Annotated in this window: 11 protein-coding genes, 1 tRNA gene and 1 rRNA gene; 5 read left to right on the top strand and 8 right to left on the bottom strand. The window is 70.1% G+C overall.

The window, feature by feature from the left end; genetic code table 11:
• Positions 1 to 353 (bottom strand): 16S ribosomal RNA (locus ACGLYG10_RS06575); the annotation flags it as partial.
• 389 nt (positions 354 to 742) lie between these two features.
• Between ACGLYG10_RS06575 and ACGLYG10_RS06570 the strand changes: the two genes are divergently transcribed.
• Positions 743 to 1,219 carry a hypothetical protein gene (locus tag ACGLYG10_RS06570; RefSeq protein WP_073329224.1) on the top strand — a complete coding sequence of 159 codons (477 nt, stop codon included), beginning with the start codon at positions 743 to 745 and terminating at the stop codon, positions 1,217 to 1,219.
• On the opposite strand, the gene ACGLYG10_RS06565 is transcribed toward ACGLYG10_RS06570, so the two are convergent.
• A complete protein-coding gene (locus ACGLYG10_RS06565) occupies positions 1,151 to 1,507 on the bottom strand; it encodes a nuclear transport factor 2 family protein (RefSeq protein WP_244542594.1) in 357 nt (118 codons plus the stop codon). The two genes, ACGLYG10_RS06570 and ACGLYG10_RS06565, sit on opposite strands and share 69 nt — an antisense overlap.
• A gap of 151 nt (positions 1,508 to 1,658) precedes the next feature.
• Here ACGLYG10_RS06565 and ACGLYG10_RS06560 point away from each other — a divergent pair, with 151 nt between their 5' ends.
• Complete coding sequence (locus tag ACGLYG10_RS06560) at positions 1,659 to 1,961, top strand: YgjV family protein (RefSeq protein WP_073329223.1); 303 nt, start codon at positions 1,659 to 1,661, stop codon at positions 1,959 to 1,961.
• 273 nt (positions 1,962 to 2,234) lie between these two features.
• Here the strand turns inward: ACGLYG10_RS06560 and ACGLYG10_RS06555 are convergent.
• The 4 genes from ACGLYG10_RS06555 to ACGLYG10_RS06540 form a co-directional block, all read right to left on the bottom strand.
• Positions 2,235 to 2,307: transfer RNA gene (locus ACGLYG10_RS06555), tRNA-Ala, on the bottom strand.
• 109 nt (positions 2,308 to 2,416) lie between these two features.
• A complete protein-coding gene (locus ACGLYG10_RS06550; RefSeq protein WP_073329220.1) occupies positions 2,417 to 3,544 on the bottom strand; it encodes a hypothetical protein in 1,128 nt (375 codons plus the stop codon).
• Positions 3,545 to 3,673: 129 nt separating this feature from the next.
• The gene (locus ACGLYG10_RS06545) at positions 3,674 to 4,369 is read right to left on the bottom strand and encodes a GNAT family N-acetyltransferase (RefSeq protein ID WP_083565651.1); all 696 of its coding nucleotides are present in this window, start codon (positions 4,367 to 4,369) and stop codon (positions 3,674 to 3,676) included.
• Positions 4,362 to 5,573: a molybdopterin molybdotransferase MoeA gene (locus ACGLYG10_RS06540; RefSeq protein ID WP_073329387.1), complete on the bottom strand. Its 1,212-nt coding sequence runs from the start codon at positions 5,571 to 5,573 to the stop codon at positions 4,362 to 4,364. The genes ACGLYG10_RS06545 and ACGLYG10_RS06540 overlap by 8 nt, the downstream gene beginning before the upstream one ends.
• Positions 5,574 to 5,693: 120 nt before the next feature.
• Here ACGLYG10_RS06540 and ACGLYG10_RS06535 point away from each other — a divergent pair, with 120 nt between their 5' ends.
• The 3 genes from ACGLYG10_RS06535 (at position 5,694) to mscL (ending at position 7,677) form a co-directional block, all read left to right on the top strand.
• Positions 5,694 to 6,356, top strand: a complete 663-nt coding sequence (locus ACGLYG10_RS06535) for a 5-formyltetrahydrofolate cyclo-ligase (protein ID WP_083565649.1) — start codon at positions 5,694 to 5,696, stop codon at positions 6,354 to 6,356.
• 127 nt (positions 6,357 to 6,483) lie between these two features.
• Positions 6,484 to 7,179: an RcpC/CpaB family pilus assembly protein gene (locus ACGLYG10_RS06530; protein WP_348520386.1), complete on the top strand. Its 696-nt coding sequence runs from the start codon at positions 6,484 to 6,486 to the stop codon at positions 7,177 to 7,179.
• A 117-nt stretch (positions 7,180 to 7,296) separates the two neighbouring features.
• Positions 7,297 to 7,677 (top strand): large conductance mechanosensitive channel protein MscL, encoded by a 381-nt coding sequence (gene mscL / locus ACGLYG10_RS06525; protein WP_073329218.1) that lies wholly within the window; start codon positions 7,297 to 7,299, stop codon positions 7,675 to 7,677.
• Positions 7,678 to 7,811: 134 nt separating this feature from the next.
• On the opposite strand, the gene ACGLYG10_RS06520 is transcribed toward mscL, so the two are convergent.
• Positions 7,812 to 8,081: a transcriptional regulator gene (locus tag ACGLYG10_RS06520; protein WP_234415915.1), complete on the bottom strand. Its 270-nt coding sequence runs from the start codon at positions 8,079 to 8,081 to the stop codon at positions 7,812 to 7,814.
• A gap of 12 nt (positions 8,082 to 8,093) precedes the next feature.
• On the bottom strand, positions 8,094 to 12,371 hold the full coding sequence (locus ACGLYG10_RS06515; RefSeq protein ID WP_073329214.1) for a DNA helicase: 4,278 nt from the start codon (positions 12,369 to 12,371) through the stop codon (positions 8,094 to 8,096).
• Positions 12,372 to 12,398 lie beyond the last annotated feature (27 nt).

The raw sequence follows: 12,398 nt of genomic DNA, 5'->3' as shown, positions 1-12,398 counted from the left end.
GTCTGGGCCGTATCTCAGTCCCAGTGTGACCGTCCACCCTCTCAGGCCGGCTACCCGTCAAAGCCTTGGTAAGCCATCACCCCACCAACAAGCTGATAAGCCGCGAGCCCATCCCCCACCAGAACAACCAAAGTTGAACCTATACCAACCCACCCATGCAGGCAGGCCAGACCACCCCGTATTAGCCGCCCTTTCAAGCAGTTATCCAGGAGAAGAGGGCAGGTTACTCACGTGTTACTCACCCGTTCGCCACTAACCAACCCCAGCAAAAAACCAGAGCCAGCCCGTTCGACTTGCATGTGTTAAGCACGCCGCCAGCGTTCGTCCTGAGCCAGGATCAAACTCTCCAAACAAAACAAAAACCAAACAAAGAAACCAACAAAAAAACCAACAAAACAAACAAACACGACACACTATCGAGATCCCAAACAACACACCCACGAAGGTTTCGGAAAGCCGTCAGACTCGCCTCTTCCCTCAAGGCCTGGAGTAGATTAGCCGGACCGTCTGACGCTCGTCAAGCCCGAAATCGGTGATCCCAGTCTCTTTCGAGTCCATCGCCGACATCGATGATGCCGCAGCCCGACTATCTATTTCTCCATGCCACCGCACTCGCCCGCAGGCCCGCGCGGCAGCGAGGAGTAATTTAGGCATATCGGCCGGGATGACGTCAAACAGATTGGAAGTGACGTCCGGCACTCAGGTGCCGCCACCGCTCCGCGGCCACAGTTAGGGTAGCCACATGGCTCCTCGCTCCTCCGGCGGCGACCGCGAACGCTACGCGGTGGACTACGACTGGCTGTGGCACCGGCGCGATCCGACAGCGGCGGCGATTCTGAGGGTGTCCGTCTCCCACCCCACGCCACAGTTGGCTGCACATGCCCTGGAGCGATTTCTCGCGACACTCCCCACCGATGCCAAGGGCGTGCAGGGGCATGAAGGCTGGGCCGTGTTCCCGGTCGCCGGCGATCCGTCTGCCACGGTCAGCTCCATCGACATCGTGTCCGGGGGCGAGGACGTCTCCGATGGAATTCAAGCCGGTGCGGACGCCGTTTTCAACGCCTTGGCACAAGTCGACGGCATTGGCCTGGCCTGGCACCAGCTTGCGGCCGATGCCGTTCCCGGCACCCCCGCCGCCGCCCACACGCGCTCACGCACGTCCCAGCAGGAACTCCCACTCACGCCGGATGAGCCCGTCCTCGATGACGAACACGTCTAGGGATCGCTCACCGTCATCATTGACCAACATCGTCGCAATCAGTCGCCGTTCACGATCACTCATCGCCTCAACACAACGGAACGTGGTGGCGGAGTTCGCGTAAGCGGACTTGATTGCATGCAGGTACCGCTCTTTCCCAACGATCTTGCGCTCACGGCTGCCGTCGATCAGAGTCCACTCGACTTGGGGGTGTAGGAACGTGGCATACGCACGCCAATCCCTCGCGTTCTCCGCAACGAAGAAGCGCGCCACGATCGACTCCAGTTCGCGGTCCGACAGCGCCTCCACGCTGTGATCCTACAAGCAGGCGTACTGGAGCACCTTGCCCGGTATGCGACACCCGGATAGTCTTTAGCGCCCCGGCAGCGAGGCGTTCAGACTCGACCAGTGCCAAGGCAGTGCTAAGGCATTGACCAGCCGGGCAGGTCCAGGAGCTTACGTGGACACTCGTACAGTCCTCGAAATCATCGGATGGATCGGATCCGGTCTCGTCGTCATCTCGCTCGTGGTAGCTAATCAGCGCACCTTCCGCGGCCTCAACCTCACCGGCTCACTCATAGCCACCGCGTACAACGTGGTCCTTGGGGTTTGGCCCGCCGTGGGCATGAACGCCACCATCGCACTCATCGATCTGTACTGGCTGCTGCGGCTGCGCGGCACCGCTCCGCTGACGGCCGATTCCGCGCCGGCTACGCACCGCGATGAACGCCCCTCAGTGGAGGATGTGCTGTCGGAGGATTGACCGCACGGACGACGTCGACGCGGTCAGAAGCAAGCCAAGCAAGGCGGCGGAAATGAGTGGCAAGCGCAAAACGCTGCCGACGCACCAACCACAGCCCGGCCCCTGCCGCAGCGCGAGCAGCATCAGCGATGGGGCCGGGCGGTCGGCGCATACCGCAGCGTTGTTCATTGACTGAACGGACGGCAGGCACAGCCAAGCGGTCCATCCGGCGCCTGAAACAACGAATCGTCCCACCCGGTCAACCGGGCGGGACGATCAATTCCACTTCAGCGGTGGAGCTAGGGGGATTCGAACCCCCGACCTTCTCATTGCGAACGAGACGCGCTACCAACTGCGCCATAGCCCCTGAGCACGGTAGATGGTAGCACCGCAGCCGCGGCGGCCCGCAAGTCCGGGCGCCGTGACTCACGCCACCGACAGCCGGCACCGGAAACCGTTGCCGCCCCGGCCGCGTTTCAGGCACCGGCGCGACGCCGTTCCAGCACCGCCTCCAGGTCGATGGGGTGGAATACCGGCTCATCCGCCCCCACCTCGGGATCGGCGATGGGGTAGGCGTGCGCGCTGCGCGGACGCTCGGGAACCGGCGCAGAGTCGAAGGGTTCCTCCGCGGGCGGCTCATAGCTACGACGCGGAGCGCGGGCGGCCAGCGTGTAGGTCGGCGCCGGAACGCTGACCGGGTGCCAGCCCTGCGGCGGCGTCGCCGGAGCCTTCGCCTCGCGCTGGTCGCCGCGCGTTTCAGCATCGACGACCTCCGGGGGCGCGGTGGGCTCCTCGGTGGAAGCCTCCGCCGGAGTCGCCTTATCGCCCGGCTCCGATCCCTCCTGGACACCGGCCGCCACGGTCGGCTCGTCGCGTTCGACGGCGTCGGATGCCACCGCCGCGGCTTCCGTCTCCTGCGCAGCGGTCTCCTGCGCGTCTGTCGCCTGTGCAGCCGTCTCTTGAGCCGGGGCCTCGGCGTCATGCCGCGGCTGGGCCTGCTCATCCGCCTTAACAGACGCGTCCGCAAGCAACCGGCTCGCGGCGGAGCTGCCGGTCAGCGCCGTCAGTTCCCGTTCGAGTGCGGCAATACGACGACGCTCACGCCGGTCGGAGGCCGCCGAGGCGCGCGCCGCCCGTCGTCCCGCGAGCGCGGATCCCCCGAGCAGCGCACCGGGAATGGCAACCACCCACCACGGCATCACAGAAACCGCGGCAACCACGACTGTGCCCGCCGTGACGCCGAGCAGGATCAGTGCGACCGTGGCGCGGTGGGAGGCGGCCACCCGGCGGCGCTCACGAGCGCGCTCATGCGCCTGGCGCAGGCGCACGAGCTCACGCTCCTTGCGCAGCGCCCGCACATTCCTGACTTCGGGCCTGTTCATCGCCCTCACCTCCGGTCGGCGTCGAAAGATCATGGCGTGCCCACCACCGCAGCCCTCCCCGGAGACGGCTGCGCTCCCCGTGGCCAGAAGCCGCAGCCCCGAGGAGTAGCGGTCCTCCGCATTGGCCATACTCATCGCCTCGCGGCGCCCGACCAGGAATGGCAGTAGGTACACGGCGAGAACCGCGACGAGTGCAAGCAGCGCCCACGTTTCGATTCCCACGGCTTAACCGTAGAGGGCACGGGCGGCGGAATTCGGGCACGACCGCGGCGTGTTGGCGCCGGTTGTGGCCGCGATTCCATTAGCAATTCCGTTCCGAATCCCCGGCCCGCGCCACCCGTGCAACAGCTTTCACACTTGCCTCAGCCGCCCCACGAATCCGCCTGCCGGGGCGTCCTCTGCGACGACGGCGAAGGTGACATGATCCGCCCACTGCCCGTTAATGTGCATCAGTCCCCGCCGCACCCCCTCGGAGTGCAGTCCGAGGCGCCGGCACACGGCCAGGCTGCGCGCATTGCTCGGGCGCACGTCGATCTCCACCCGGTGCAGACCGACCCGGGCGCCAAGGAGGTGGTCCAGCACCATCGCCACCGCCAGGGTCATTACTCCGCGTCCCTCCCATGGGGCGCCGATCCAGTAGCCCACGCTCGCGCACTCCAGCGCCCCCCAGCGGATGGAGGAAACCGACACCTGCCCCGCGAACACGCCGTCCACCTCCAGCACGAAGGGCATGGCCTCGCCACGGCGTGCAAGTCGATTCTGGGCGCGCACATAGTCGCGGAAACTGCCGAGGGCGTCGGGGCTGTCCGGCGGCAGCGTCGCCTCCCAGGGGCTCAGTCGGGCGTCGTCGGCCAGGCGCAGCCGTCGCCAGGCCGACTCGTCGCCTACGCGGATGGGGCGCAGCGTCACGGTGCGCGGCCCGCGCGCCAGGCCGCGCGCACTCACCCCCGACTCGGTCAGGACCTCCGGCCAGGGGAAGCGGTTCCCGCCCGGGTGTAACAGATCGCCGAGGTGTCCAATCGCCGTCGGTAAGCGGAGGTCAGGCATCGAGCAGCAGGCAGTACAGCGTGTCGCCGGCGACGATGGTCTGCGTGTCTTCGGGGACGACGGCGATCGCGTTGGCCTGGGCCAGCGCCAGTAGACGCGTAGTGCCCGGCCGCCCCGTCGGCTCGGCGGTGTAGCCGCGCGCCGGCGAACCGCTCAGGTGTACGGGCACGAACTGCCGCTTGCGGGCCGGCGAGTGCCAGCCGGAAGCGAGCGTCGCGGGCACCGAGGCGCGATGCAGGTCCTGCCAGCCGGCGATCTGCCGCAGCACCGGGCGAATGAAGGTCTCGAAGGCGATCTGCGCGCTCACAGGGTCCCCGGGCAGGCAGAAGATCGGTGTGCCCTCGATCGTGCCCACGCCCAGCTGGCGTCCCGGCGACATGGCCACGGAGTCGAAGCGCACCGTACCCAGGGGTGTCAACACGTCCTTGACCGTGTCGCCCTGGCCCACACTCAGGCCGCCGGTGGTGATGAGCACGTCGGCGCGCACCAACTGGTCCTCGATGGTCTCCGCCAGCGCCCCCAGTTCGTCGGGCACCGCCGCCACCCGGAAGGCCTGGCCGCCGGCATCTGTGACGGCGCACGCCAGGGCGTGGCCGTTGGCGTCGAAAACGTCGCCGGCCTCGCGGGAGCCGTCGGGCTCAACGAGTTCGTCACCGACGGAGATGATGACCACGCGCGGCGCCGGATGCACCTTGACCCGGTGGCGGCCGATACCGGCCAGCAGCGCGATCTGACGCGCCGAAATGCGCGAGCCCTGCGGCAGCACGGTGGTGCCCGCCTGCACGTCCTCGGCCCGACGGCGCACGTTCTCTCCGGCGGTCACCATCGCCCGCACCTGCACGCGGGATTCACCGCGGTCCGTGTCCGTCCACGGCACCACGGCGTCGGCACCCAGTGGTAGCGGGGCGCCGGAGTCGATGAGGATGGCCGCGCCCGGCACCAGGCGGGTGGGGCGCATGTCGCCGGCGCGCACGGCATCCATCACCTCCAGGGTGACGGGGCTTCCGGCCGCGGCATCGGCGACGTCGGCGGCGGCGACCGCATAGCCGTCCAGTCCGGCCAGGTCTACCGCGGGCAGGTCAAGGTCGGCGACGACGTCCTCGGCCAGTACGCAGCCGACCGCGTCCAGCAGCACCACGTCCAGGGGGGCCGCGGCCCGGGCGATCTCCAGGCAGGCCGCCAGGTGCTCAGCAACAGTGCGCATGTGGGCTTCGTCCTCCTCCTGCCCGGCCGGGTTCCCGGGCGTACCGCGCACCAGGCTACCTGGCCGCGTCGGACGGCCCGGCAGCAAACCGGGTTGCGGACCACCTGCGATAATGCAGTCATGAGCACTCGGGCACGCGTCCTGCCAGACACCAGTTCACTGGCGGCCGACGACGCCAAGGAGCAACTGCGCCGTGTTCTGCGCGAGCACCGCGCCGCCCGCCACCGCCACCCCGAGCACGGTCACAACGACACCTGTGAGCGGCTCACCGCCCATATCCTCCAGGCCATCTCCGGCATGGACACGGTGGCCGCCTACGTGTCCGTGGGCCACGAGCCGTGCACCCGACTGCTACTGCAACAACTTGAAGAATCCGGCACGCGCGTGCTGTTGCCCGTGCTCGGCCCGCACCTGGCGCGCTCCTGGGGCTACTTCCACGGGGTCGCCGACCTGGCGGAGCGCTCCCCCGGCCGCCCGCCGGAGCCGAGCGGTGAGGTGCTGCCCGCCGCCGCCATTGCCGACGCCGAGGCCGTGATCGTGCCGGCACTCGCCGTCGACCGCTCGGGCCGGCGACTGGGCCAGGGCGGCGGCTGGTACGACCGGGTGCTGCCACTGCGCCGCGCCGGCGTGCCGGTGTTCGCGGTGGTGCACGACGACGAGCTGGTGGCCGGTCCGTTGCCAGCCCAGGCGCACGATGCGCCCGTCGACGTCGTCATCACTCCCGACGAGTGGTTCCTGCTGGAGGGCTCGGCCTTCGCCGCCTCCCCCACCGACCAGGACTGACCGCCGTCGGCACCCCTCGCCGCGGCCGCGCCGTCACCGCAGTCCACAGGGGCGGTTGGCGACACCCCACGCCCGTTCCATTCACAGGGCCGGCGCGCGCGTGAGCGGGCTGTGCCACTTTGAGTCCATGTCTCGCCTTCGCCGTCGCCCCGGCCGCACGCCTCGTTCCAACCACTCCCCGCAACCCGACGGGCGCCGCCCGACGCGCCCGTCCCTGCTGCTGTGGCGGCAACGCCACCTGGTGGTCGCCGTCTGTCTGGCCGCCGCCGTGATGGCGGCGCTCGGCGTGCTCCGCCCGGCACCGGAGGGTCTGCAGGAGGTGCTTGTAGCGGCCCGCCACGTCAACGCCGGTGCCGTGCTGACCGAGGCGGACATTGAGATGCGGGCGGTGGCGCAGTCCGCCCTGCCCGAGACCGGGCTGGCCGACACGGACGTGGTGGGCAGTCGCGCCGCGATCGCCCTGGAGGAGGGCACGGTGCTGACCACGTCCATGACGAGTGCGGCCCTGGCCACCACCCTGACGCCGTCGGAGCGGCTGGTGCAGGTGCCCATCGATGTTGGAGCGGAGTTGGCGGAGCCCGGAGCGCGGGTAGATGTGGTGGCCGAGCGCAGCGCCGCGGCGGCCGTCGGAGACGCGGGCAGCTCCTCCGCCGTCGTGTGTGCGGGCGCGCGGGTGGTGCTCACGCAGCAGGAGGGCGATACCGACCGGTGGACCGCACAGACGAAGGTCACACTCGTTACGCTTGCTGTCCCGGCGGTGGACGCTAACCTAATCGTAGGCGCAGCCACGAATGGTGCGCTCGGCATTGTGCTGAGCCCATGACGTCGCCCGCCTCTTGCCATGCGGCCGCGGCCCGTCCCCGGGCTGCCGAGTCGCTCCCGCACCGTGACTTCCGCGAGTGGCACACCTGCGCCCTCGCTCCACACCGAAAGGCACCACATGCTCAAGGGATTCAAGGAGTTCATCGCCCAGGGCAACGTCCTGGAACTGGCCGTCGCCGTCATCATCGGTGGCGCCTTCGCCCCCATCGTTCAGGCCATCACCGACGTCATCATGGGCATCATCGGCGCCCTGGTGAAGCAGCCGAACTTCAACTCCGTGTTGCAGTTCTCCATCAACGGCTCCGACCCGATCCAGCCGGGCACGATCATCACCGCGCTCGTCAACTTCCTGCTCGTCGCCGCCGCCGTCTACTTCTGCGTCGTCGCGCCGATGAACAAGCTCACCGCGCGCCTGAAGAAGGAAGAGGAGGAGGCCGCCGAGCCCACCGACGTCGAGCTGCTGACCGAGATCCGCGACCTGCTCAAGCAGCAGGGCTGAGCCGATCACTGGCTCCCACCGGTCGGCCGTGACGCCGACGGTCGGAGCCAGGAGAAATGAAGTGGCGTCCGTCTTACGGCGGGTGCCACTTCGTTTTATTTCGTCCGCGCGCGGCCTTCGCCGCTGCGGGCGGCTCAGCCCCAGTGGGGTGGCACTTCGCGCAGCAGCCGGGCGTCATTGGCGCGGTCGGAGCCCTCACGGCCATTGACCCCGCCCTCGCGAGAACGCGCGTCGGTCAGCGCGTCCGTGCCGCGTCGACGCTCCGCCTCCGCCTGCGCCTGCGGTGCCTCGCCCCGGGCCACGCGGACCGCGTCCTGTGGGGACAGCGCGACGACGCGACGCCTACCACGCCTGATACCGGCCCCCGTCACGTCGGGCGCCTCATCCGCGTCGTGTGTGTGCAAGTCGCCCATCGTTCAGCGGCTCCGGCGCACGGCGTTGGTCAGCACGGCGTCGATCCCGGCCCCGTGACGGGTCAGGGCCAGCGCGTCGCGCAGCTGCTCGACCTCCTCGGCCTCGCTGCGCTGCACGCCGTCGGAGCGGATCCAGGCGACGAGCTCGTCGAGCTGGTCGTCGGAGTAGGCCTGTAGCGGCAGCCCCTGCGCGATCGGCGGGCGTTCGCCGCGCACGGGCGCGTCAAGCTGGGTCTGGTGCGGGGATGCCGTCTTCCCCGACTGCCCGGTCGCGCTTGACTCCGCCGGTTCGACGGGATGGGGTTCGGCGTCCTCCATGTGCTGCGGCAGGGGGGTGGCCGTCGCGGCCTCGGTGCGGGAGGCGAGCACCGCCAGCACTTGCGCCTCGATCTTGGTCGCCTCCCCCTCCACGTCGACGAACACGCCCGCCGAGTAGGCCATGTGCACGCGCCAGCCGCGCTGCTGGAGCCGCTCCACCCAGTGCCGGTCACGCCGACGCAGGCTCCGCTCCGCCACGTACTGCTCGTCGTCGGTAAGCACGGCGACCAGCAGTTCGCCCGGCAGGTCCGGGTGGCCGATGGCCAGCGGGATGCGCACCCCGCCTTCAATGCCGTAGCGGGGCACCACCACCAGCCCCTTGCGCCACAGGTGCTCGGCCAGCTCGACGAGCAGCCGCTCGGGGGCGACCTCCTCCTGCTGCGGGTACTGCGCACCGGAGTCGGCGGCATGCACCAGCACCTCGCGCAGCAGTCGGGCACCGGGAGCGTGCAGGCGCTCGGCGTCGATGTCGTCGGGTCCCAGGCAGGACACGATTTGGGTGCTGCCGCGCGAGGCGCACAGCGCGTCCACTAGGCCGAGCATGCCGCCGAGGTCGCTGACCTCCCCGAAGTTGTGGATCGTGCGCCCGTGCGGAGTCTTGGCGTAGCCGACGGAGACGATGATGTGGTCACGGCGCAGCGAGCGCGCCTCCCCCAGGTCCACGACGACGAAGGGCTCGGATACGCCCGTCTCGAAGTAGTCGGCCAGGGCCGGTGAGCCGGCAACGGCGGCGGTCGTGGCGCGGCGGATCTCCTCGGCGTGTCGGGCGTTGAGCGCGATGACGCCGAGGGACTGCTCGGGGTGGGTCAGGGCGTGGTCGATGATCAGGTCGACCACCCGGTTGACCTCCGCGGGAACCGACTCAACGGCGGTGTGCCCCGGAGCGGGCATGCCCCGGCCGTCGACCAGGGAAAGAGACAGGCGGGAGCGGCCCGGCGGCGCCGGGATCGCCTCAACGACGTCGTCGTAGCCGTTGGCGGCGAGGAAGCCGGCAATCTCCGCATCCAGGGTGTTGCGGCCGGTCGGCAGCGTCACCCGCGGCAGCAGCGGGCCGAGTTCGGAGGCCAGCCCGGAGGTTGAGCGGCGGGGATCACCGACGACGAGCACCTGCTCGGCGCGCACGAAGGCGGGCATGACCCGGGACACCGGCACGTGGGCGGAGGCGTCCAGGATCGCCAGGTCCACCACGGCGTCGGCGGTGAACACCTGCGGCACCAGCGTGGGCGGAATGATCCACACGGGCTTGGCGACCAGGGCCAGCGGGTGGGCGGCAATGATGTCGCGCAGTGGCACCCCCTCCTCCAGCGAGAGGGCGCGGTACAGGCTACGGGCGGCGTCCTTGTCGGCGTCGACGGTCTCGCGGACGCGGCGGGTGCAGGCCTGGGCGACGGGGCCGGCCAGAGAGTCGGCCTGAGAGGCGTCCAGCTCGCGCAGGGATACGGCGAGGTCGTTGAGGGCGTCCGCGTCCAGTCCGCCCAGGTCGGGGTCGTCTTGCATGATCTGCCCGAGCAGGGAGTACCACCAGCAGTAGGTGAGCTCGTCATCGATCTGTGCCGGTTCCACATCACGTGCCGCCAGGTCGTCCAGCAGCGGGGTCAGGCCCAGGTCGCTGAGGGCGGTGACCACGCGGTTGATCTCCGGGAGCTTGTGGACGGTGACGTCGTCGGCAGCCAGCACGCGGGCGCGCTGCTCCAACTCGGTCAACGGCAGGTCCATCAGGACCATGTCCGCGCCGATAATCGGCTGCAGCGCGGTCACGGCGTCGCGGGCGCGTTCGGCCACACGCTGCATCTGGTCCAATCCCTGTGGCAGGTGCGGCCAGCCGCCCTCGGGGTCGTAGCGGCGCCACACCTCGCGGCGCTGCTGCACCTTGGCCAGCTCCCCATGCAGGTCGGCCACTTCCCGGCCGGGGCGCACCAGGTCCCGGGCCTGCTTGACGAACCGGCGCCGGGCGGCATAGCCCATCTCCACGCTGTGCTCCTGGCGCCAGTGCTTCGAGGCGGTGGCAATGACCATGTCGGCCGCAGAGCGTTCGAAGACCTCGGGCAAGAAGACGTCCAGGGAGTCGCGCACGCCGTCGAGCATTTCCAGCTGCTCACACCACTGGCCGAGCGTTTCGGCGCGGGTGATGCCGGTGGAGGTGTGCACCGCCTCAATATGCTCACCGACGGCGGGCAGCAGCTCGTCGGCGAGCCGGGTCAGTCGGGCCAGCGCGTCGGTGGCCTCGTCGACGTCGGCCACGGCCATACCGTTCCAGGCCGAATCCGCCAGGGCGGAGGTGAACAGGCCGAGCGCGTGGGCTCGGTGCAGCAGTTCGGACGCGCGCCGGCGTCCGTCGGCGTTCAGGCGCTCCAGGTGTCCGGGGGTGACGCGGGCGTTGGTGCGGGCGCGGCCGGAGGTGAGTTCGGCGAGCTGCTGCAGCGCGTCGTAGGCGGAGGCACCCCACGGTTCGCGCGGCTTGTGCAGGGCGGCCACGTAGCGGGAGAGCTTCTCGCGCACGGAGGTCAGGCGATTGCGCATGCCGACGATGGCGGTCACGTCCAGGTCGGGAACGTTGACGCCCATGGCGGTCTTGATTTCCTCGGCGGCATGACGCCGCCAGGCGGGGTCCTCGGTGAGGTCGATCACGATGGAGCCCAGGCCGAGTTCGCGCAGGGCGGCGGCCACGGCGTGCCCGTCGGCGCTGGTGGCGGGCACGTGCAGCACGGTGCGGCCCAGAGCCGCGGCGTCGGCCATGATGGCGGCGAGGACGGCGGCCACGTCGGAGCCGGGGGGCGCATCCAGCAGCAGGGAGGCGCCGGAGCCCACCGCCTCGACAGCGTCGAGTTGAGCCGGATCCAAGTCGCCCACGCCCCGCTCATCTTCGGGGGCCCGATCGGTGGGGTTGGGCTCAGGCAGGGCCACATCCAGGGCGGCCCGGGCCTCGGCGTCGCCGGCGAGCGCGGCCACGAGTGCAGAAGTGCGGGCGCGGTCGACGGTGGCGTCGAAGTCCTCGAGGAGCGCCTGCCCGGGGTGGACGAAGGCGCCGACGACGAGCCGCTCGTGGATCTCGAAGCCGGGCAGGAACTCGCGTCCGAGCGAGCCGATGCCGCTGAGCGCGTCGCGCGGGGTGAAGCCGTCGTCGGCCAGGGTGGCGCGGGCGACGACGTCGACGTCCACCGTGCAGCCATGGCGGCGCAGCGCCCGAGTCAGGACCGGGTTGACCTCGATCGACGTATCCAGGGTGAGGGCGGCATCCGCGCCGGCACTGGACAGCCGCACCGGCCGCAGAAGCACGGGAGCGCTGACGGTGCGCACGGCGACCGGCCGGGCGGAGGGCGCGTCGGTGTCGGTCACGTCGGCGGCAGGCGTGGCAGAGGGCGCCGCTTCGGGAGCCTCCGGATCGGCGCTGCCATCGTCGGAGGCGTCAGCCTCGGCGTTCGCGGCGGCTCGTGCGGCGGCGGGGCCGGCTGCGGCAGCATCGTCTGCCGGGCTGGGCGTGGGGAAGGCATCGTCGTCATCCGCTGTGGGTACCGGCTCGGTCCAGCCGGCCACGCCAATGGCCAGGTACACGGGAGCCACGCCGAACCGACGGGAGAGCTGGTCGGTGCGGCTGGCGAGTTCATGCAGGGACTGCCGGGCGATGCCGAGTGCGACGCGCTCGCGCACGAGGCTGCCCAGGTGGGTCGGGCGGCCTGCGTACAGCTGGGCGAGGCCGGAGGGGTGGGCGGCGGTCAGGTCGACAATGCCGTCGTGGTCGGAGAAGGCGTCGAGGCTGGAGGTGCCGCCGAGGTCGGCCAGTTCCTGGCGCCAGTCGTCGAGGGCCTCGTCGATACGGGCCCGACGCTCGGCGTCTGACACCGGGGTGCCACCGGACTGCGTGGCCGCGGCGGGGTCCGCGGGCAGGTCGACGTCCTCGGGGTCGCGCGTCTGCGCCCCGGCGTCGTGCCGGTTGCGGCCCAGAGAGAACAGTGGAGGCGTCATATTTCCTCACGATATCCGCCCGGCCGC

It is taken from the genome of Actinomyces glycerinitolerans, assembly GCF_900098745.1.
GTDB classification, from domain to species: domain Bacteria; phylum Actinomycetota; class Actinomycetes; order Actinomycetales; family Actinomycetaceae; genus Actinomyces; species Actinomyces glycerinitolerans.
This window is presented reverse-complemented; position numbering and strand designations above follow the sequence as displayed.

What these genes read in the sequence shown, in the direction of transcription:
- ACGLYG10_RS06545 (WP_083565651.1), bottom strand. Translation starts at nt 4,369, where the DNA reads ATGCCTGACCTCCGCTTACCGACGGCGATTGGACACCTCGGCGATCTG.
- ACGLYG10_RS06530 (WP_348520386.1), top strand. Translation starts at nt 6,484, where the DNA reads ATGTCTCGCCTTCGCCGTCGCCCCGGCCGCACGCCTCGTTCCAACCAC.
- ACGLYG10_RS06540 (WP_073329387.1), bottom strand. Translation starts at nt 5,573, where the DNA reads ATGCGCACTGTTGCTGAGCACCTGGCGGCCTGCCTGGAGATCGCCCGG.
- ACGLYG10_RS06515 (WP_073329214.1), bottom strand. Translation starts at nt 12,371, where the DNA reads ATGACGCCTCCACTGTTCTCTCTGGGCCGCAACCGGCACGACGCCGGG.
- mscL (WP_073329218.1), top strand. Translation starts at nt 7,297, where the DNA reads ATGCTCAAGGGATTCAAGGAGTTCATCGCCCAGGGCAACGTCCTGGAA.
- ACGLYG10_RS06535 (WP_083565649.1), top strand. Translation starts at nt 5,694, where the DNA reads ATGAGCACTCGGGCACGCGTCCTGCCAGACACCAGTTCACTGGCGGCC.
- ACGLYG10_RS06570 (WP_073329224.1), top strand. Translation starts at nt 743, where the DNA reads ATGGCTCCTCGCTCCTCCGGCGGCGACCGCGAACGCTACGCGGTGGAC.